This is a genomic window from Rhizobium sp. P40RR-XXII (genome assembly GCF_012641405.1).
GTDB lineage: Bacteria > Pseudomonadota > Alphaproteobacteria > Rhizobiales > Rhizobiaceae > Rhizobium.
The window spans coordinates 42,123-63,113 of sequence record NZ_JABAII010000026.1 but is presented as its reverse complement, the minus strand read 5'-3'; the positions used below and the strand labels follow the sequence as shown (position 1 = coordinate 63,113).

Genomic DNA, 20,991 nt, shown 5'->3' with positions numbered 1-20,991 from the left:
GGTCTTATACCTGTCCTGCGAGCTGCTTCGTACGCTCGTTCTCGGTCTTCACGACCTCGTCGGCGGGAATATAGAAGTCGCGCTTATAGTTGAAGGTATGGCCGATCGTGACGATGATCATCGCGGCAAAGGTAATGGCGGCAAGCCACCACATGTACCAGATCATGCCGAATGCGAAGCCGATGGAGAGAACGCCGAGGATGATGCCCGTGCCGGTGTTCTTCGGCATGTGGATCGGGATGAAGCCCTCCGTCGGACGCTTGAAGCCGCGGTTCTTCATGTCCCACCAGGCGTCGTGATCGTAGACGATCGGCGTGAAGGCGAAGTTGTAGGCCGGCGGCGGCGACGAGGTGGACCATTCCAGCGTACGGCCGTTCCAGGGGTCGCCGGTGTGGTCGCGAAGTTCCTCGCGCTTCATGAAGCTGACGGCGAGCTGGATGAGGAAGCAGGCGATGCCGATGGCGATCAGGCCGGCGCCGAAGGCGGCGATGATGAACCAGATCTGCAGCGACGGATCATCGAACTGGCTCACGCGTCGGGTGACGCCCATCAGGCCGAGAATATAGAGCGGCATGAAGGCGAACCAGAAGCCGATTTGCCAGAACCAGAAGCTCATCTTGCCCCAGAAAGGATCGAGCTTGAAGCCGAAGGCCTTCGGGAACCAGTAGTTGACGCCCGCGAACATGCCGAAAAGCACGCCGCCGATGATCACGTTATGGAAGTGGGCGATCAGGAACAGCGAGTTGTGCAGCACGAAGTCGGCCGGCGGAATGGCGAGCATGACGCCGGTCATGCCGCCGATGGTGAAGGTCACCATGAAGCCGACGGTCCACAGCATCGGCACTTCGTAGCGGATGCGGCCGTGGTACATCGTGAACAGCCAGTTGAACAGCTTCGCACCCGTCGGGATCGAGATGATCATCGTGGTGATGCCGAAGAAGGAATTGACGCTGGCGCCGGAGCCCATCGTGAAGAAGTGGTGCAGCCAGACGAGGTAGGAGAGGATCATGATCACGCAGGTGGCGTAGACCATCGAGGCGTAGCCGAAGAGGCGCTTGCCGCAGAAGGTCGCGACGACTTCCGAGAAGACGCCGAAAGCCGGCAGGATCAGGATGTAGACTTCCGGATGGCCCCAGATCCAGATGAGGTTGACATACATCATCGGATTGCCGCCGAGGTCGTTCGTGAAGAAGTTCGTGCCGGCGTAGCGATCGAGAGTGAGCAGTGCGAGCGTGGCGGTCAGGATCGGGAAGCTCGCGACGATCAGGATGTTGGTGCAGAGCGACGTCCAGGTGAAAACAGGCATTTTCATGAACGTCATGCCCGGCGCGCGCATCTTGACGATGGTGGCGATCAGGTTGATGCCCGAAAGCGTCGTTCCGATACCCGCGACCTGCAGGCCCCAGATGTAATAGTCGACGCCGACATCGGGACTATAGGCGATGCCGGAAAGCGGCGGATAGGCCAGCCAGCCGGTCTTGGCGAATTCGCCGATGAAGAGCGAGATCATGACGACGATCGCGCCTGCCGTTGTCATCCAGAACGAGAAATTGTTCAGGAACGGGAAGGAGACGTCGCGCGCGCCGATCTGCAGCGGCACGACGAGGTTCATCAGACCGGTGACGAAGGGCATCGCCACGAAGAAGATCATGATGACGCCGTGGGCGGTGAAGATCTGGTCGTAGTGGTGCGGCGGCAGGTAGCCTTCGGAACCGTTGAAGGCGAGCGCCTGCTGCAGGCGCATCAGCAGCGCATCGGAAAAGCCGCGCAGCAGCATGATCAGCGCCAGAACGACATACATGATGCCGATCTTCTTGTGGTCGATGCTGGTGAACCACTCCGTCCAGAGATAGCCCCAGAGGCGGAAATAGGTCAGCAGGCCGAGAAGGGCGATGCCGCCGACGGCGACGCCTAGGAAGGTCACGACGAGGATCGGCTCGTGATACGGAATGGCGTCGAGCGTCAGCCGACCGAAGATGAATTTATAGAGGTCCGGGTTGGAAAACATGGATTGCCTCTGTCCCTTATGAATGTCTTGTTATTGCGCGCACCGGATCAGTGACCCTGATGCTGTGCCGAACCGGTCGACGAATCGGAAGAAGAGCTGTTGCCCATATCCATGCCCTGCATCGAATTGTCTTCATGCTGCATGGTGTGGCCGGCGCCGCTATCAGCCTTGACGGGCGTGACTTCGGCCGAGCTCGTATCACGATTGTCGTAGATCAGGCGCTCGCGGTTTTCGTGGCTTTCCTTGCCGCCGCCGCCCTTGGCGTCGATATGCATCATTTCGCTCATGCACATCTTGCTCGGATCGGCGCACATGTTGAGGATGGCGTTGTAGAGACCATCTTCAACGGCGTTGAAGTACTGCACCGGGTTGCGTTCGCTCGGCTTGGCAAGGGTCAGGTATTCCTGGCGGCCGAGTGCTGAGCCCTGGCTCTTCGCCTTCTGGACCCACTGGTCGAAATCAGCCTGATTTAGGCCATGGAACTTGAAGCGCATGTTCGAGAAGCCGGCGCCGCTGTAATTGGCCGACATGCCCTGGAATTCGCCGGGATGGTTGATGACGGCGTGCAGCTTCGTCTCCATGCCCGGCATGGCGTAGATCTGGCCTGCCAGCGCCGGAATGAAGAAGGAGTTCATGACAGCCGAAGCCGTGATCTTGAAGTTGATCGGCCGGTCGACCGGAGCAGCCATCTCGTTGACGGTGGCGATGCCATAATCCGGATAGAAGAACAGCCATTTCCAGTCGAGCGCCACCACTTCGACCGTCAGCGGCTTCACGTCGGCACTGAGCGGCTTGTCGGCGGCGATGCGGTCGAGAGGGCGGTATGGGTCGAGCTGATGGGTGCTGATCCAGGTCACAGCGCCGAGCGCGATGATGATGGCAAGCGGAGCGGACCAGATGATCAGCTCCAGACGTGTCGAATGGTGCCAATCCGGCTCGTAAGTCGCCTCTTTGTTCGACTGGCGGTATCTCCAGGCGAAGAACAGCGTCAGGAAGATCACCGGGATGATGATGATCAGCATCAGCACGACCGAGACGATGATGAGGTCTCGCTGCTGCATGGCGATGTCGCCGGAGGGGGCCATCACCACCAGATTGCAACCTGAAAGTAGCAAAAACAATGGGATGACTGATAAACGGCTGAAAATCTTCGATAGTCTTGGCACGTCTTAAAGCTCTTTTTGTTTCGACCCTACCGCGACTAAAGGACGGCGGTCATGAACGATATGAGGTGTTTCGTCGCACCGCAGCAAGCTCGGGTGCAATGCGGTATGGAATGCCGTCCCACCTATCGGGAAAACCCCGCGAAATCCAGAAGGTTTTCCACGAGGCCCTTCGCTTTTGTCGCCGCCAATATACCTGGATCGGAACAAATGGCTATCGCCGGCGGTTCCCGCTTGAACCGGAATACGGCGGCGAAGGCCGAAATGTCTCGATTTAATCGCTAATTTGCGAATTATTTCATGCTCGATACTTGATATGTTCGCACGTTTGATCGACATTTTGATTATGCGCGAATTCTTGGAGGAATTCGCGCTCGGAGAGGGAGGCTCCCGCGCATGGTCAGCGTTACGCATGAATCATTGAATCCCAAATCTTCAACGCTTGAGAGCGATGCCCGCAGCATGCATGCGGACGGCAATGTCGCTCCCGGCAACATCGCCATCGGCGTGATCATCGGTCGCACGTCCGAGTTTTTCGATTTCTTCGTCTATGCCATTGCATCGGTCCTGGTCTTCCCGAAGCTGATGTTCCCCTTCGCCGACCCGCTGCATGGCACGCTCCTTTCCTTCCTGGTCTTCGCGCTCGCCTTCATCGCGCGTCCGATCGGCTCGTTCATCTTCATGGCGATCGACCGCGCCTATGGCCGTGGCGTCAAGCTGACGATCGCCCTGTTTCTGCTCGGCGGTTCCACGGCGTCCATGAGCTTCCTGCCCGGCTATAGCGAAGTCGGCGTCTATGCGATCATCCTGCTTGCGGTCTTCCGCATCGGGCAGGGCCTGGCGCTCGGCGGCGCCTGGGATGGTCTCGCTTCGCTCCTCGCGCTCAATGCCCCGACCAATCACCGCGGCTGGTATGCGATGATTCCCCAGCTCGGCGCGCCGATCGGCTTCATGCTGGCGAGTGCCTTGTTCGCCTATTTCGTCACGAGCATCTCGACGGCGGACTTCCTGGACTGGGGCTGGCGCTACCCCTTCTTCTGCGCCTTTGCGGTCAACGTCGTCGCGCTCTTTGCCCGCCTGCGTCTGGTGGCAACGGAAGAATTCGGCACGCTGCTGGAACGCCATGAGCTTGAGCCCGTGAAGATGACGGAACTGCTGCGCGTGCATGGCGGGGACGTTCTGATCGGCGCCTTCGTGCCGCTGGCCAGCTTTGCGACCTTCCATCTGGTCACGGTCTTCCCGCTCGGCTGGGTAACGCTCTACAGCGAGCAGAGCCCAGGTTCGTTCCTGCTGATGGAATTCTTGGGCGCCATCTGCGGCATTCTCGCCATCATCTGCTCCGGCATGCTCGCCGACCGGATCGGCCGCCGCAATCAGCTCGCCATCGGCGCCGTGCTGATCGCCTGCTTTGCCTTCGTCGCGCCCTGGCTGCTCGACGGCGGCGTCACCGGCCGCCACATTTACGTGGTTCTCGGCTTCACGCTGCTCGGCCTCTCCTTCGGCCAGGCGGCCGGCGCAAGTGCCTCGCGCTTCAGCCAGAACTATCGCTATAGCGGCTCGGCTCTCGTGTCGGATTTGTCTTGGCTGATCGGCGCCGGTTTCGCGCCCTTCGTGGCGCTTGCCCTCTCCAGCCAGTTCGGCCTCGTCTACACTAGCCTTTATCTGCTGTCGGGCGTCGTCTGCACGCTGGTCGCGATCTTCTTCAGCAAGACGCTGGAGACGCGAGACAACTGAGGCGGATTTTCGAATTGAAAAAAAGGAGCCGCGGCATGCATGTGCCGCGGCTTTTTTCGTTCGGGAGGCGGTTATCTCTCACATATGCCGCTCGCGCCTGCTCGACCTTGCAGAGATCGCGGCGAAATCTTGACTCTATTCTCAAACTTTTGTGATAAGCAGGAGCGATCGTAAACTTGAAAAAAACGGTCAGGAAAAATATAGGCTATCGCATCGCTGCCGGGGGCGGCGCTTTTCAAGCGAGAGGACTTAATGACTTTTTCCTTTTCTCATCTCACCGGCGCGCTGGCGCTTGCCGCGGGCCTTGCCGCTGCTCCGATGATGGCGAGTGCCGCGGAGTCCGAAGGCATCGTTGTCTACAACGCCCAGCACGAAGCGCTGACGCAGGCATGGGCGGATGGCTTCACTAAGGAAACCGGCATCAAGGTCACGATCCGCAACGGTAGCGACATGCAGTTCGCCAACCAGATCGTTCAGGAAGGTGCTGCCTCTCCCGCCGACGTCTATCTGACGGAAAATTCCCCGGGCATGGCGCTGGTCGACGCCAACAAGCTTTTTGCTCCGGTCGACGCCGAAACGCTGGCGCAGGTGCCGGAAACCTTCAAGGCCGCCGATGGCAACTGGGTCGGCGTTGCCGCCCGTTCCACCGTCTTCGCCTATGACAAGACCAAGCTGAAGGAAGCCGATCTGCCGAAGTCGATGCTCGATCTGGCCGATCCCAAGTGGAAGGGCCGTTGGGGCGCTTCGCCTGCCGGCGCCGACTTCCAGGCGATCGTCAGTGCCTTCCTTGAGCTGAAGGGCGAGGACGCCACCCGCGCCTGGCTGAAGGCGATGAAGGAAAATGCCAGCCCCTACAAGGGCAACAGCGTTGCCATGAAGGCCGTCAATGCCGGCGAAATCGAAGGCGCGGTGATCTATCACTATTACTGGTTCGGCGATCAGGCCAAAACCGGCGAAAACAGCAAGAACGTTGCCCTGCATTACTTCAAGAACCAGGATCCGGGCGCTTTCGTCAGCATCTCCGGCGGCGGCGTGCTGGCATCCAGCCAGCATCAGAAGGAAGCGCAGGCATTCCTGAAGTGGATCACCGGCAAGGGCGGCCAGGTCGTGCTGCGCGACGGTGACTCCTATGAATATGCCGTCGGCAATGGCGCTGCTTCCAACCCGAAGCTGGTGCCGCTAGCGGACCTGCAGGCACCGAAGGTCGAGCCTTCGAAGCTGAACAGTAAGAAGGTCACCGACCTGATGACGGAAGCAGGGCTCATCTAAGGCGAGAGCCCTTGCCGCAACGCGTTTCGCGATTTCGGACGGGCTCCGCTCTTGCATCCCATCCGCATGCCCTGCTAGGGGCATACGGATGGCTTTAAGGCCAATCGATCGGGCAATCGCCGTCAGCGGCGGTTGCCTTCCTATTTCAGGGCGTGAAAGGCAGCTCGGATTTGCTGCAGAAGAACACATATGCCGGCGAGCCTGCCGCCATGCGAATGCCCCAGTTGACGGCTGCTCCCCGCGGCCGCGTTCGGCATGCCTCCGTCGTCGCCCTTGCTTCCATCGTTGCGCTTCTGAGCCTGGTACCGCTCGGCTTCATCGTCTGGATTACGATCGATACCGGCTGGGCCTCCGTCGTCGCCCTGATCTTCCGCAATCGCGTCGGCGAGCTGCTCGTCAACACCGTCATGCTCGAAATCTGCACCATTCCGCTGTGTATCCTGCTGGCCGTCACGCTTGCCTGGCTGACGGAGCGCACCGATATTCCCGGTGCCCGCCTCTGGTCCTGGCTCTCCGCAGCGCCGCTTGCCGTGCCCGCCTTCGTGCACAGCTATGCGTGGGTCAGCCTCGTGCCCGGCATGCGCGGGCTCTGGAGCGGTGTGCTGGTATCGGTGCTCGCCTACTATCCCTTTCTCTATCTGCCCGTCGCGGCCGCCCTGCGCCGGCTCGATCCGGCGATCGAGGATGCGGCGGCCTCGCTCGGCCTCGGCCCCTGGCGCGTCTTCTTCAGGGCAATCCTGCCGCAGCTTCGCCTCGCCATCTGTGGCGGCTCGCTGCTGATCGGCCTGCATCTCCTGGCCGAATACGGTCTCTACGTGATGATCCGCTTCGACACCTTCTCCACCGCCATCGTCGATCAGTTCCAGTCGGCCTATAACAGCCCGGCCGCCAACATGCTCGGCGGCGTCCTCGTCTTCTGCTGCCTGCTGCTGCTCGGCATCGAGGTGCTGGTGCGCGGCAACGAGCGTTATGCCCGCATCGGTTCGGGTGCCGCCCGCCCCACCGATCGGCGTCGCCTCGGCTGGTTTGTCGGCCCAGCCATCGCGCTGCCCGTCGTGACGGCCGCCTTGACGCTCGGCATTCCTTTCGTAACCCTGGCACGCTGGCTTTATCTTGGCGGCATGGATATCTGGCGGATCGATACGGTCGGCTCCGCTCTGCTGCAGACTATTGTTCTGGCCATCGCCGGCGGCCTCCTCGCCACCATTGCCGCGACCCCCATGGCCTGGCTGTCGGTGCGCGCGCCGGGGCGGCTGCAGCGCATTCTCGAAGCCTGCCATTATTATGTCGGTTCGCTGCCGGGCGTCGTCGTCGCGCTCGCCCTGGTATCCATCACCGTCCGGCTGGTCCTGCCGCTCTATCAGACCTTTGCGACCCTACTGCTCGCCTATGTCCTGCTGTTCTTGCCGCGCGCCATGGTCGGCCTGCGCGCCAGCATCGCCCAGGCGCCCGTCGAGCTCGAGCGCGCCGCCATGGCGCTCGGCCGCACGCCGGCGCAGGCCGTGCGGCAGATCACCATGCGGCTTGCCGCTCCCGGCTTTGCCGCCAGCGTCGCGCTTGTCGCGCTCGGCATCACCAATGAGCTGACGGCAACGCTCATGCTCTCTCCTAACGGCACGGAAACACTGGCAACCAAATTCTGGTCGCTGACCAGCGAGATCGATTATGTTTCGGCGGCACCCTACGCCTTCATGATGGTCGTGCTGTCGCTGCCGCTCACCCTTCTTCTTTACGTGCAATCCAAGCGAACGGCCGGACAATGACCTTTCTGGCGATCAAGAATATCAGCAAGCGCTACGGCCCCGTGCATGCGCTTGACCATATCGACCTCACGGTCGCCGCCGGCAGCCGCACGGCGATCGTCGGCCCGTCCGGTTCGGGCAAGACGACGCTGCTGCGCATCATCGCCGGTTTCGAGGTCCCCGATGCGGGACAGGTGATGCTGGAGGGCGAGACTCTCGCCGACGGAGAGGCGATCGTGCCCGCGCATCGCCGCGGCATCGGCATCGTCTCGCAGGATGGCGCCCTGTTTCCACATCTGAGCGTATCGGAAAATATCGGCTTCGGCATGGAGCGCGGCGCGCGGGACCGCGACCAGCGCATCAACGCCCTCATCGATATGGTCGAACTCGATCGCAGCATGCTCGATCGGCGCCCGCATCAGCTTTCGGGCGGTCAGCAGCAGCGTGTCGCGCTTGCGCGGGCCCTCGGCCGCAAGCCGAAGCTGATGCTGCTCGACGAGCCTTTTTCCGCTCTCGATACAGGTCTGCGCGAGAACATGCGAAAGGCGGTCGCCCGCGTGCTGCAGATTGCCGGCATCACCGCGGTTCTGGTGACGCATGATCAGGCGGAGGCACTCTCCTTCGCGGATCAGGTCGCCGTCCTGCGCGAGGGCAGGCTCATACAGGCGGGAACGCCGCAAGCCCTCTACCTCAACCCTAGGGATCGCGAGACCGCGCTCTTCCTCGGCGACGCCCTCGTGCTGCCGGCCGATGTCGGCAACGGATCGGCCAAATGTGTCCTCGGGCACATTCCGGTCGACGCCGAAAGCCGACAGGAGCGCACAGACATCATGCTGCGGCCCGAGCAATTGCGCCTGACCGCTCTCGAGGATGCCGGTGCGAGTGCGGCTTGCATCGGCAAGGTGACTGAAGTCGAATTCGGCGGTGCCGTCTGCGCGGTGACGGTCGTCTTGTCCGATGCCAACGGTTCGGAGACATTGAACATCAAAAGCTCCGGTGTCGGCTTGCCCGAGATCGGCAGCATGGTTTCGGTGACCGTCATCGGAAAGGCACATGTCTTCAACAAGCTCGGCGCCTGAGCGTCATTTGGGTTGAAGCAGGTGATGCTTTGGGGAAGATAGGGCACGCCGTCATCGTGCCCCATGCCGAAGGAATTCCCCATGCCCTTTCCCGATGAAATCGCCGAGGATCTGCCTTTCCTCACCTCGCTTCGCCATAATCTTCATGCCCACCCCGAGCTCGGCTTCGAGGAAGAGCGCACCAGCGGCATCGTCGCAACCTTGCTGGAGGAGGCTGGGCTGACGGTGCATCGCGGCCTCGGCAAGACCGGCGTCGTCGGCACGCTGCAGGGCGGCAACGGCACGCGCCGCATCGGACTTCGCGCCGACATGGATGCGCTTGCCATGCCGGAGAAGGCCAATCGGCCCTACAAATCCACCATTCCCGGCAAGATGCATGCCTGCGGCCATGACGGCCATACGGCCATGCTGATCGGCGCGGCCCGTCATCTCGCCGCCAAGCGAGGCTTTTCCGGCACGGTGCATTTCATCTTCCAGCCGGCCGAGGAAGGCCGAGGCGGCGCCAAGCGCATGGCGGACGATGGCCTTTTCGATCTGTTTCCCTGCGATGCCGTCTATGGGCTGCATAATATGCCCGGTCTCGACGTCGATGAGATGGCCGTCGTCGAGGGGCCGCAGCTCGCCTCGTCCGACAGCTGGCGCATCACTTTCCGCGGCACCGGCACCCACGGCGCCAAGCCGCATCTCGGCAAGGACCCGATTACGGCGGCGGCGACATTCCTGTCTTCGCTGCAGACCATCGTCGGGCGCGTGGTCGATCCGCTGCAGCCGGCCGTCGTAAGCGCCTGCTCGCTGCAGGCGGGCGACCCCAAGGCGCTGAACGTCATTCCCGACACCGTCGAGATCGGCGGTACGGCGCGCGCCTATACGCCCGAGGTTCGCGATCAGCTCGAGGAGGAAATCGGCCGCCTGGCGCACGGCACGGCGGCCATGTATGGGATCGGCGTCGACTTTCGGTTCGAGCGCCGCATTCCGCCCGTCGTCAATGATGCCGATGCCACGGCGCGTGCGCTGAAGGCTGCGGCAACGGTCTTCGGCGACAAAGTGCTGACGCGCTTCCCACCATCGACCGCCGGCGACGATTTCGCGTTTTTCGGCCAGAAGGCACCCGGCTGCTACGTCTGGCTCGGCAACGGCCCAGCGGTCGACGGCGCTTTGCACCATAACACCGGCTATGATTTCAACGACGATGCCATCGCCTCGGGCGTCGCCTTCTGGACGACGCTGGTGGAACAGGAGCTGGGGGAGGAGGGGTAAGCGGCCCTTCAATAGGCTGCGGCCACGAACGCACAGCTGATATCATGCGAAGAACCTAGACAACCTCCCCAAGCACCGGCGTTTCCAACACCAGTCCTGCCGCCACATCGGCAATGCCGCGATCCGTCTGGTGCGGTCCGGCATTGCAGGCAAGCGTTGCGCCGAAGCAGGCCTTGAAGACGAGGTAAGGCGGGTTCCAGTCGACGATAGCGTCGATTGCCTCGCGGACGGCGCGGAAGGCGTTGGCTGTTTCCGCAAGCGGCGCGTCGCTGACCAGCCCGGAGAGCGGCAGCGGCAGCAGCGCCTCGATCCTGCCGTTGCGTGCGACCGCAAGTCCGCCGCCGGCCGCGATGACGGCGTTGGCGGCAATCGCCATATCTCCCGCATTTCCGCCGAAAACCGTCAGATTGTGGCTGTCTGCGAAACCGTCGTGCAGAAGGCGCCGCGCCACTCGCCCCAGCCCGTGAGGAAGCCGACGCGCGGCCGGCCGTCTGCCTTGCCATGACGATGGACGACGGCGATCATCGCCGTTTCCGCTGGCGGCACGACGAAGCCGTGTCCTACATCGGCCTGCATTTCACCCCATTGCGTGAAGCGCGGCTGATCGATGGTCGCAAGCCGCACGCGGTTGCCGGTTGCCGCCACACGGAAATCATCTTCGCCGAACAATGTCAGCTTGACCGAATTGCGCAGCAGCGCGGCATCGGCTTGCTCGATCAGACCGATCATTCGGCCGGCCCCGGCAACCACGACGCCATTGACGATCACATGCCGCGCCTTGAACCCCTGCAGATCTTCGAAGAGCACGATGTCGGCGCGCCGTCCGGCCGCGATCAGGCCCAGATCGCTGCGTCCTAGCCGCATGGCGGCATTCAGCGTTGCCGCTCGCAAGGCCCATTCGGGCTTGAGGCCATAGCCGACGAGGCGGCGCACCACATCGTCAAGGCCGCCGCCCTCTTGCAGCTCGTCGGGAAAGACGTCATCGGTACAAAGCGTCACGGTCTGCGGCAGAAAGCCGAGATCGTTAATGACGTCGACGAATTGCGGCAGCAGATGATCGTGCGAACCGCGCAGCTCGATGGCGAGGCCCGCCAAAAGCTTGGCCAGCAGATCGGTGCCGGAGGTCAGTTCGTGGTCGGAGGAGATACCGGCAGCCATGAAGGCATTGAGATCGGCGCCCTCGAGACCGCGGGCATGGCCGCAGACGGTCTTGCCCGAAAGCAATCCGGCATTGACAATAGCGGTGGCGCGCGGATCGCCGTCGATGACACCGCGCATGGTCATGACCTCGGCCACACCGCCGATATCAGACCATGCCAGCATCTCAGCCATCGCAGCCGCACCGAAATCGGCGCCGGCCAGTTCCAGCCCCGGTGCGGAAGGCACGCAGGATGGCGCCAGCGGTATCACCCGCAGCGGCAGTTGCCGCGTCGCTTCGATCGCCCAGCGCACGCCATCGAGACCGTGGACGTTGCCGAATTCATGCGGATCCCAGACGATGGTCGTCACTCCACGCGGCAGAACGGCCTCGGCATAGGTCGCCGGCGTCACCATCGAGCTTTCGATATGCATATGCGTGTCGATCAGGCCGGGAGAAAGAAAGCAGCCCTCGGCATCGATCGTCTGCCTCGCATCGGTGCGGCTGCCGGGCGCATGTACGCTTGCGATCAGCGGGCCGACGATGCCGATATCAGCGGCGCGGATCTGCCCGGTCACCATGTCGACAAGGCGGCCGCCGGCAATTAGCAGATCGAATGGTTGATCGCCGCGTGCGGCGGCAACTGCGCGTAAACGCAGCTCGGGAACATTTAGGTCTGCCGGTTCGCCGCCTTCCCGGTTCATCGGCCGGCCTCCCGAAGCAGCGCGTCGAATATGATCCGGCGGGCGTTCTCCGCATCGATTTCGGTGGCGAAATGGGCGTTGAACTCAGCATGCGAGGCGCGTGTTTCGACGATGGTGCGCCCGCGCGTATGCTGCCCGTACAATTCCGCGTCGATCCGGGCATGCCGAAGCGTCGCTATCCCCGGCTCCACGAAAATGGCGGCCGCCGTAGGATCGTAGATTGCCATGGCCGGCCTGCCGCGGCTGATGGCGATGTTGACATAGCCCTCCAGCAGATCGCCGAGCAGCTGCGCCTTCGCGCCAGCGATCTCGCGGATGCGGGCGACATCCGCGGGTGAGGCCAGCACCTTGCGGCAGATATCGAGATCGATCATGCGCAATGGCAGGCCGTGTGCGAGTACGATCGCGAGCGCCTCCGGATCGGCATAGGCGTTGAATTCCGCCGATGCCGTGTGATTGCCCGAGGTGACGCCGCCGCCCATCCACGTCAGTTCGTCGATGCGGGCGGCGAAATCCGGTCGTGCCAGTGCTATGGCGGCGATGTTGGTCAGCGGCCCGAGCGCCAGAATGCGCTTCGGCCCGTTGCCGTCGGAAAGCCAGTCGCAGAGTGCGCTAAAGGCATCGCTTGCCGGCAACGGATCGGCCGGCGGCAGGCTTCGGCCTGTCGTGGGAATGCCGGTCTGGCCGAGAATGCTCTGCGCCGTTTCCAGCTTGCATAGGACGGGCAGCTTACGGCCGGTATGGATCGGGAACGTCCAGCCGAAGGCGGCGGCCGCGCTCGCCGCATTGGCCTGGACATGGGACAGGGGCGCGTTGCCGCTGACAAGCGAAACGCCGTCGATGACGAGATCCGAATGCGCGACCACCAGGATGGCGGCGATATCATCGAACCCCATATCGGTATCGATCCAGATTCCCATGTCCTATCTCATCGATTTCGGCCAAATGACACCGGGGCAGGATGACCGCTCTGTCCGGATGACGGCATGCCGTGCCGTCAAGGTGGGAACAATACGGGACGCACGGAGAAACCGGCGCGTCCCGCAAATCGCTTATCCGGCGAGCGCGTCGAGGACGCGGATCCAGGAGCGGATGCCCTTGTGATAGGACCGCAGCTCGTATTTCTCGTTCGGCGAATGAATGCGGTCGTCGGAAAGTCCGAAGCCGATCAGCAGCGATTCCATGCCGAGCATCTTCTGGAAATCGCCAACGATCGGGATCGAGCCGCCCATGCCGATGACGATGGCGGGCTTCGGCCATTCGCTGGACAGCGCCGTCTTCGCCTTGGTCAGGGCCGGCGAATCATAGGCGAGCTGGATGGCCGGCGAGCCACCGTGTTCATGGAATTCCACCGAGCAGTCCGCCGGGATCTTCGAGCGCACATAGGCGCGGAAGCTCTCACGGATCGCCGCCGGGTTCTGCTGGCCGACGAGACGGAAGGAAACCTTCGCCGATGCCTTGGCCGCGATCACGGTCTTGAAGCCGGCGCCGGTATAGCCGCCGGTAATTCCGTTCACTTCGGCCGTCGGCCGCGCCCAGGTGAGCTCCATCACGGAACGGCCCTTTTCGCCCGACGGGATCGACAGGCCCACTTCGCCTAGGAATTTTTCGGCTGTCAGCCCGAGCTTTTCCCAGGAGGCCTTGATATTGGCGGGCGTTTCTTCGACGCCGTCATAGAAGCCGGAAAGCGTCACGCCGCCGGTCTCGTCATGCAGGCCGGCGAGAATATCGGTCAGGATATGGATCGGATTGGCGGCAGCACCGCCGAAGACACCCGAATGCAGGTCGCGGTCGGCCGCGGTGATGATGATCTCCTCGCCCACCAGTCCGCGCAGGCCGGCGGAGATCGCCGGCGTTTCGCCGTCCCACATGCCGGTATCGCAGACGAGGGCGAAATCCGCCTTCAGCTCGGCGGCGTTGGCTTCGAGGAAAGGCTTGAGCGAGGGCGAACCGGATTCCTCCTCGCCTTCGAACAGGATGGTGATGCGCACAGGAAGCGTACCCCTGGTTTCCTTATAGGCGCGCACCGCCTCGACGAAGGTCATCAGCTGACCCTTGTCGTCGGACGTGCCGCGCCCAGTCAGGATCTTGCGGCCATTGCCCATGTCCTTGATCTCAGGCGCAAAGGGATCGCTGTCCCAGAGCTCGATCGGATCGACCGGCTGCACGTCGTAGTGACCGTAGAAGAGCACATGCGGTGCATCGGCGCCGCCGGCATCGTGATGGGCGACCACCATCGGATGTCCGGGCGTGTCGCGCACGGAGGCCGTAAAGCCTAGCGAGTTCAGATAGGCGACCAGCCATTCCGCCGCCTTGCGGCACTCTACCTTGTAGTCCGGATCCGTCGAAATGGACTTGATGCGCAGCAGCTCGAAGAGATTGTCCAGGCTGGAGGGGAGGTTCTGATCGGCTCGATCGAGAACGGGCGATAGATCGGTCATATCCGACTCCTTACATGAGATTTGGAGGGACGATAGACCAAAGCCCGATCGGTTTCGAGGCGTTAAAACTGAAAATTTACCGTAGCTTGCCGCTTTGGGTCGGGTTCGCTTTTATGTGATTAGTTGCGTATGTAATTTACAAGTTTTTTAGAGTATTGGAAATAACGTCAATCCAGAAGAGTATTCTGGAGGCGTGTAATGTTTTCAGTGATTGCATGCATTCGTGACGATCATGACTTCAGGCTTATTCTCGTTGCGGCGATCATTTGCCTCATCGGCAGCCTTGCCACCATGCTTCTGTTCTCTCGCGCGCAGGAATGCCAGTCGCATCATCGTCGCTATTGGATTGTTGCTGCAGCCTTTGCCAGCGGCGTCGGCATATGGGCAACGCATTTCATCGCCGTGCTCGCCTATCAGAGCAGCCTTCCCATCTACTACGATCTTTCGCTGACCGTGCTTTCAGTGGTTCTTGCCATCATTGGTTCCTGGCTTGCCATCGCCATTGCCTTCGAGTGGGATAACGGCGTTTCCTTTGCCGTCGGTGGTTTCTTGATGGCATTTGGAATTGGCGCCATGCACTTCAGCGGCATGCAGGCCATAGAGGCCTCGGCACAGCTTTCCTATGACTTGCAGCGCGTCGTCATCTCCATTGTAGTCGGCGCCGTTTTCTCGTCGCTGGCCTTCCTTGCATTTCGCAGCCTTCATGGCGTCAGGCGCATCATTGCCGGCGCTTTGCTCCTGCTGCTCGCAATTTGCTCGCTGCATTTCACTGCGATGAGCGGTGTGACGCTGACCCCCGAAGCGAATATGGCCGCCACCGCCGTCTCTATCGATCGAAGTATCCTTGCCGGCATCGTCATGGCTGCCGCGATGGGCCTCATTCTCATCGCTCTCGGCGCGATCTTCATCGATCGTCATCTGACCGATCTCCGTGGTTTCGCCAACGCTTCGCTCGAGGGATTGCTCATTGTCCGCGACGGCAGAATTATCGATGCGAACGAGCGCTTCTTTACCATTTCCGGATGGTCAGCCCAGCAAGTGACCGGCCTGGCGCCCGAAGCCTTCCTAACGCTCGACATGGAGGCTCATGCCGAAGCCGCCATTCCGCTCGAGACCACGCTTTCGGGCTGCGGTGGCAAATCGATTCCCGTCGAAACAGTGCGGCGTTCCATCACCTATCGTGGCCATGAATGCAGCGTGCTGGTCGTGCGCGACCTGACGGAACGGCGTCAGGCGCAGCAGATGATCGAGCACCTGGCCCATCACGATATCCTGACGGACCTGCCCAATCGCTCGCTGTTCGACCTGCGCATGCGCCAGGCGCTGCAGATGGCCAATCGCAAAGGCGGCGAAGTCGCCATCTTCTGCCTGGACCTGGATCGCTTCAAGGCGATCAACGATGTCTTCGGCCATGCCGAAGGAGATCGTATCCTTTGCAAGGTCGCCGGCATCCTGCAACGCATCATCGAAGAGGGCGATACGGTGGCGAGGCTTGGCGGCGACGAATTCGCCATCATCCAGCCGAAGCGGCAGCAGCCCGTGGGCGCCACTCGTCTTGCCGAGCGCATTCTTGCCGAATTCGCCATGGAGATGGATACGGCGCGCGACCCGACGGCCGTCGGCGTCAGTCTCGGCATCGCCATCTATCCGCGCGACGGCGCCAGCGCCGAGCAGCTGTATGCCAACGCGGATACGGCGCTTTATCGTGCCAAGCGCGCCGGCCGGGGCCACGCCTGTTTCTTCGATGCCGAAATGGACAAGGCCGTGCGCACGCGCCGCCAGCTGGAGAACGATCTGCGCCAGGCCATTCTTCGCAGGCAGCTCTTTCTGGAATACCAGCCGATCTACGATGTCGGCAGCGACAGCGTCAGCGGCTACGAGGCGCTGTTGCGCTGGGCGCACCCGGACCGTGGCGTGATCGATCCGGAGACCTTCATTCCCATCGCCGAGGAGAGCGGTTCGATCGTGTCGATCGGTGAATGGGTGCTGCAGCAGGCATGCCAGGAGGCGACGCGCTGGAGCGAGCCCGCGACTATCGCCGTCAACCTCTCGCCGCTGCAATTCATGATCCCCACCCTCTATGACCAGATCGAACGGATTCTGCGCAAAACCGGGCTTGAGCCGCGGCGGCTCGAGCTGGAGATCACCGAGGCGGCCCTGATGCGCGACCGCACGTCCGTCATCGCGACATTGCAGCGGCTGCACCGTCTCGGCATCCGCGTCGTCATGGATGATTTCGGCACCGGCTTTTCCTCGCTCAGCAACCTGCGCGCCTTCCCCTTCGATAAGATCAAGGTCGATCGCAGCTTCACCGGTGCCCTCGAACACGATCCCGCGGCACGTTCGATCGTCCGTGCGATCATCGGCCTTGGACATAGCCTGAACATGCCCGTCGTGACGGAAGGCGTGGAAACGGAAACCCAGCGCCGAATCGTCATCGAGGAAGGTTGCGCGCAGCTTCAAGGGATATTCTTCGGCAAGCCGGATGTCGCGCCCAGCCAGCCCCATCCCATCCTGGATAAGGCGGTCGGGTAGTCCTAAAGCTGCCTGGCGTTGTCCAGGACGCGCCGGATATATTCCAGCAGAAGCTCGCGCTCGAAATGGCGAAAATCTTTCAGGAGCTCCGTATCCGCTTCCATCGCGGCCTCGATCGCCTCTCCCTCCATCGCGGCCGCCCGGCTTGTCAGGAAAATCAGTTGTGCTCGCTTGTCCGAGGGATGCGGGCGGCGCTCCACCAGCCCATCGCGCTCCATGCGCGATAGGGTATTGGCCATCGTCGCCTGCTCGATATCGACCCGTTCCAGCAATTGTTTCTGCGTGAGCCCGTTTTCGGACCACAATTCCAGCAGGATCGGAAACTGACCGGGGGAAAAGCCGAGTTTCGCCGCGCGTTGGTGTAACGAGCGAGCAAATCCCTTTGCCATCTGACTGGCAAGGTAGGCGGCGGAGTCCATCCGATTAAATCCCATGATTGCAAATATGCCGACAATTCAGAACCAAGACAATCGGCAATTTCTTGGGTAGAGGTGCTCGAAAATCAGCAACTTCAGGCATTTTTTCACGTCCTGAGGTTGTATTTTTTTTGCATGAAAAAGCCGCCATGGCCTGGAGGTTCGCCATGGCGGCTCGTAAAAAGGGGGGACAAAGGCCCGGAGAGGGGATAGGCCTTTGTCCAAGTCTGACATGGCGGGGGACAGGCCGGTTGTCAGACCCTCGGCAAATCAATCGCCGGTGAACATGATTTGAGGTTGCGAATGTGGTTTTTCAAGGGAATACGCAGATTAGATTGATTAAAATTTAGTAACGTTTCAGTGAGAGATTTCGCTCTTTCCACAGACTGCAAAAGCAGAAGTTTATATGGACGTTGGAAGTGCGCCACGCTATCCATGCTTCCATGAAAAAAGGTGATCATCTTTTCCTCGTCGACGGCTCCGGTTTCATTTTCCGGGCCTTTCATGCCCTGCCGCCGCTGACGCGAAAGTCCGACGGATTGCCCGTCGGCGCCGTCTCCGGTTTCTGCAATATGTTGTGGAAGCTGCTGACCTCGGCGCGCGATACCTCCGTGGGTGTAACGCCGACGCATTTCGCCGTGATCTTCGACTACTCGTCGAAGACCTTCCGCAAGGATATCTTCCCCGAATACAAGGCCAATCGCTCGGCGCCGCCGGAGGAGCTGATCCCGCAATTCGGCCTTATCCGCGAGGCGACCCGCGCCTTCAACCTGCCCTGCATCGAGACCGACGGCTTCGAGGCGGACGATATCATTGCCACCTATGCCCGTCAGGCCGAGGCGACCGGCGCCGACGTGACGATCATCTCGTCCGACAAGGACCTGATGCAGCTCGTCACGCCCATGGTCCACATGTATGACAGCATGAAGGACAAGCAGATCGGCATTCCCGATGTCGTCGAGAAATGGGGCGTGCCGCCGGACAAGATGATCGACCTGCAGGCGATGACCGGCGACTCCGTCGATAATGTCCCCGGCATTCCCGGCATCGGCCCGAAGACGGCAGCGCAGCTTCTGGAGGAGTTTGGCGATCTTGACACGCTGCTCGCCCGCGCCGGCGAGATCAAGCAGCAGAAGCGCCGTGAAAACATCATCGCCAATGCCGAGCTTGCCCGCATTTCCCGCCAGCTGGTGACGCTTAGAACCGATGTGCCGCTGGAATTGTCGCTTGATACCCTGATGCTGGAACCCCAGGACGGCCCGAAGCTGATCGGCTTCCTGAAGACCATGGAATTCACCACGCTGACGCGGCGCGTGGCGGAGGCCTGCGACTGCGATGCAGCAGTGATCGAGCCGTCCGTCGTCAAGATCGAATGGGGCGAAGCCGCCCATGGCCCCGATCTCGATGTCGGCGAGAATGTCGACCTTGTCGCCGGCAGCACGGTCGAGGCCGAAGGCGCCACCGTCCCGGCGCCATCCGCCAAGGCGCGGCTGGCATCCGAAAGCACGGCTGAACCCGAAGACCTTGCCAAGGCCCGCGCGGCGAGTTTCGCGAACGCGCCGTTCGATCATTCGAAATATGTGACTATTCGCGATATCGCCGTCCTCGATCAATGGATCGCCGATGCGCGCGAGACCGGCATCGTCGCCTTCGATACCGAGACGACGTCGCTCGATGTCATGCAGGCGGAAATCGTCGGCTTTTCGCTGGCGATCGCGGACAACCGCAACGATCCCACCGGCGCTACCATTCGCGCGGCCTATGTCCCCCTCAGCCACAAGACCGGGGTCGGCGATCTGCTCGGCGGCGGACTGGCGGACAACCAGATTCCGCTTCGCGATGCGCTGGCTCGCCTGAAGGATCTGCTCGAGGATGCCTCCATCCTGAAGATTGCGCAGAACCTCAAATACGACTATCTGCTGATGAAGCGCTATGGCATCGAGACGCGCTCGTTCGATGACACGATGCTCCTGTCCTATGTGCTCGATGGCGGCTCCAACGCCACGCACGGCATGGACAGTCTCTCCGAGCGCTGGCTCGGCCACAAGCCGATCGCCTACAAGGATGTGGCCGGCAGCGGCAAATCCAACGTCACCTTCGATCTCGTCGATATCGACCGCGCCACCGCCTATGCCGCCGAAGATGCGGATGTCACGCTGCGTCTCTGGCTGGTGCTGAAACCACGACTTGCGGCAGAAAAACTCTCAGTCGTCTACGAGCGGTTGGAACGGCCTCTGGTGCCGGTGCTTGCCCATATGGAGGAGCGCGGCATCACGATCGACCGGCAGATCCTCTCTCGCCTTTCCGGTGAGCTGGCGCAGGGCGCCGCTCGGCTGGAAGACGAGATTTATACGCTGGCCGGCGAACGCTTCAACATCGGCTCACCGAAACAGCTCGGCGATATCCTCTTCGGCAAGATGGGATTATCAGGCGGTAGCAAGACCAAGACCGGGCAATGGTCGACCTCGGCGCAGGTGCTGGAGGATCTGGCGGCCGCCGGCTTCGAACTGCCGCGCAAGATCGTCGACTGGCGACAGCTCACCAAGCTGAAATCCACCTATACGGATGCCCTGCCGAGCTACGTCCATCCTGAGACAAAGCGCGTTCACACCTCCTATTCGCTGGCCTCGACCACAACGGGACGCCTGTCGTCCTCCGAGCCGAACCTGCAGAATATCCCGGTGCGCACAGCGGAAGGCCGCAAGATCCGCACCGCCTTCATTTCGACGCCGGGCCACAAGCTCGTCTCAGCTGATTACAGCCAGATCGAACTGCGCGTGCTGGCGCATGTCGCCGATATCCCGCAGCTCAAGCAGGCCTTCGAAGATAGCATCGATATTCACGCGATGACCGCATCCGAAATGTTCGGCGTGCCGGTAGATGGCATGCCTAGCGAGGTGCGCCGCCGCGCCAAGGCGATCAACTTCGGTATCATCTACGGCATCTCCGCCTTCGGCCTCGCCAACCAGCTCTCCATCGAGCGATCGGAAGCAGGCGATTACATCAAGAAGTATTTCGAGCGCTTCCCCGGCATCCGCGATTACATGGAAGGCGCCAAGCAGGCAGCGCGCGATAAGGGCTATGTCGAGACCATCTTCGGTCGCCGCATCCATTTTCCGGAAATCCGTTCCTCCAATCCCTCCGTCCGTGCCTTCAACGAGCGCGCCTCGATCAATGCGCCAATCCAGGGATCGGCCGCCGATGTCATCCGCCGCGCCATGATCAAGATGGAACCGGCGCTGGCCGCCGCTGGACTTGGCGATCGCGTGCGCATGCTCTTGCAGGTGCATGACGAACTGATTTTCGAAGTCGAGGATGCCGATGTCGAGCGGACAACGCCAATCATCGTCTCGGTCATGGAAAATGCCGCCATGCCGGCGGTCGACATGGCGGTGCCGCTGAAAGTCGACGCGCGCGCTGCCCACAATTGGGATGAGGCGCACTGAGGTAGTCCGGGTAGAGTGAGGAGGCCAGCCCTCATAGTGGGGCACCCCCTCATCCGACC

The 20,991-nt window shown here is 61.6% G+C and carries 12 protein-coding genes and 1 pseudogene; 7 read left to right on the top strand and 6 right to left on the bottom strand.

Annotation, left to right across the window (positions count from 1 at the left end; all coding sequences use genetic code 11):
* Positions 1–4: 4 nt before the first annotated feature.
* Together cyoB and cyoA are read right to left on the bottom strand one after the other, a co-directional pair.
* A complete protein-coding gene (cyoB, locus tag HGP16_RS31235) occupies positions 5–2,008 on the bottom strand; it encodes a cytochrome o ubiquinol oxidase subunit I (RefSeq protein ID WP_168843819.1) in 2,004 nt (667 codons plus the stop codon).
* Positions 2,009–2,055: 47 nt separating this feature from the next.
* Positions 2,056–3,174: a ubiquinol oxidase subunit II gene (cyoA, locus tag HGP16_RS31230; RefSeq protein WP_168843818.1), complete on the bottom strand. Its 1,119-nt coding sequence runs from the start codon at positions 3,172–3,174 to the stop codon at positions 2,056–2,058.
* 393 nt (positions 3,175–3,567) lie between these two features.
* Here cyoA and HGP16_RS31225 point away from each other — a divergent pair, with 393 nt between their 5' ends.
* From HGP16_RS31225 to HGP16_RS31205, 5 genes are all read left to right on the top strand, one after another.
* Positions 3,568–4,905, top strand: a complete 1,338-nt coding sequence (locus tag HGP16_RS31225; RefSeq protein WP_168843817.1) for an MFS transporter — start codon at positions 3,568–3,570, stop codon at positions 4,903–4,905.
* Positions 4,906–5,157: 252 nt separating this feature from the next.
* Positions 5,158–6,174: an iron ABC transporter substrate-binding protein gene (locus tag HGP16_RS31220; RefSeq protein WP_168843816.1), complete on the top strand. Its 1,017-nt coding sequence runs from the start codon at positions 5,158–5,160 to the stop codon at positions 6,172–6,174.
* A gap of 209 nt (positions 6,175–6,383) precedes the next feature.
* A complete protein-coding gene (locus HGP16_RS31215; RefSeq protein ID WP_205926755.1) occupies positions 6,384–7,937 on the top strand; it encodes an ABC transporter permease in 1,554 nt (517 codons plus the stop codon).
* Positions 7,934–8,995 (top strand): ABC transporter ATP-binding protein, encoded by a 1,062-nt coding sequence (locus HGP16_RS31210; RefSeq protein ID WP_168843814.1) that lies wholly within the window; start codon positions 7,934–7,936, stop codon positions 8,993–8,995. Before HGP16_RS31215 ends, HGP16_RS31210 begins: the two co-directional genes overlap by 4 nt.
* Positions 8,996–9,076: 81 nt before the next feature.
* Positions 9,077–10,252: a M20 aminoacylase family protein gene (locus HGP16_RS31205; RefSeq protein ID WP_168843813.1), complete on the top strand. Its 1,176-nt coding sequence runs from the start codon at positions 9,077–9,079 to the stop codon at positions 10,250–10,252.
* Between the two features lie 55 nt (positions 10,253–10,307).
* Here the strand turns inward: HGP16_RS31205 and HGP16_RS31200 are convergent.
* The 3 genes and pseudogenes from HGP16_RS31200 to HGP16_RS31190 all read right to left on the bottom strand — a co-directional run bounded on the left by HGP16_RS31200 (position 10,308) and on the right by HGP16_RS31190 (position 14,535).
* Positions 10,308–12,094: pseudogene (locus HGP16_RS31200) on the bottom strand (adenine deaminase).
* The gene (locus HGP16_RS31195) at positions 12,091–13,014 is read right to left on the bottom strand and encodes a nucleoside hydrolase (protein ID WP_168843812.1); all 924 of its coding nucleotides are present in this window, start codon (positions 13,012–13,014) and stop codon (positions 12,091–12,093) included. Before HGP16_RS31195 ends, HGP16_RS31200 begins: the two are co-directional and overlap by 4 nt.
* A 132-nt stretch (positions 13,015–13,146) precedes the next feature.
* Complete coding sequence (locus HGP16_RS31190) at positions 13,147–14,535, bottom strand: M20/M25/M40 family metallo-hydrolase (RefSeq protein WP_168843811.1); 1,389 nt, start codon at positions 14,533–14,535, stop codon at positions 13,147–13,149.
* A 198-nt stretch (positions 14,536–14,733) separates the two neighbouring features.
* On the opposite strand from HGP16_RS31190, the gene HGP16_RS31185 reads away from it, so the two are divergent.
* On the top strand, positions 14,734–17,070 hold the full coding sequence (locus tag HGP16_RS31185) for an EAL domain-containing protein (protein WP_168843810.1): 2,337 nt from the start codon (positions 14,734–14,736) through the stop codon (positions 17,068–17,070).
* 2 nt (positions 17,071–17,072) lie between these two features.
* Here the strand turns inward: HGP16_RS31185 and HGP16_RS31180 are convergent, their stop codons facing one another.
* Positions 17,073–17,489, bottom strand: a complete 417-nt coding sequence (locus tag HGP16_RS31180) for a MarR family winged helix-turn-helix transcriptional regulator (RefSeq protein WP_168843809.1) — start codon at positions 17,487–17,489, stop codon at positions 17,073–17,075.
* A gap of 440 nt (positions 17,490–17,929) precedes the next feature.
* On the opposite strand from HGP16_RS31180, the gene polA reads away from it, so the two are divergent.
* Positions 17,930–20,932, top strand: a complete 3,003-nt coding sequence (gene polA, locus HGP16_RS31175) for a DNA polymerase I (RefSeq protein ID WP_168843808.1) — start codon at positions 17,930–17,932, stop codon at positions 20,930–20,932.
* Positions 20,933–20,991 lie beyond the last annotated feature (59 nt).

Coding starts and splice junctions, on each gene's coding strand:
- cyoB (WP_168843819.1), bottom strand. CDS start 2,008: ATGTTTTCCAACCCGGACCTCTATAAATTCATCTTCGGTCGGCTGACG.
- HGP16_RS31225 (WP_168843817.1), top strand. CDS start 3,568: ATGGTCAGCGTTACGCATGAATCATTGAATCCCAAATCTTCAACGCTT.
- HGP16_RS31220 (WP_168843816.1), top strand. CDS start 5,158: ATGACTTTTTCCTTTTCTCATCTCACCGGCGCGCTGGCGCTTGCCGCG.
- HGP16_RS31215 (WP_205926755.1), top strand. CDS start 6,384: ATGCGAATGCCCCAGTTGACGGCTGCTCCCCGCGGCCGCGTTCGGCAT.
- HGP16_RS31210 (WP_168843814.1), top strand. CDS start 7,934: ATGACCTTTCTGGCGATCAAGAATATCAGCAAGCGCTACGGCCCCGTG.
- HGP16_RS31205 (WP_168843813.1), top strand. CDS start 9,077: ATGCCCTTTCCCGATGAAATCGCCGAGGATCTGCCTTTCCTCACCTCG.
- HGP16_RS31195 (WP_168843812.1), bottom strand. CDS start 13,014: ATGGGAATCTGGATCGATACCGATATGGGGTTCGATGATATCGCCGCC.
- HGP16_RS31190 (WP_168843811.1), bottom strand. CDS start 14,535: ATGACCGATCTATCGCCCGTTCTCGATCGAGCCGATCAGAACCTCCCC.
- HGP16_RS31185 (WP_168843810.1), top strand. CDS start 14,734: ATGTTTTCAGTGATTGCATGCATTCGTGACGATCATGACTTCAGGCTT.
- HGP16_RS31180 (WP_168843809.1), bottom strand. CDS start 17,489: ATGGACTCCGCCGCCTACCTTGCCAGTCAGATGGCAAAGGGATTTGCT.
- polA (WP_168843808.1), top strand. CDS start 17,930: ATGAAAAAAGGTGATCATCTTTTCCTCGTCGACGGCTCCGGTTTCATT.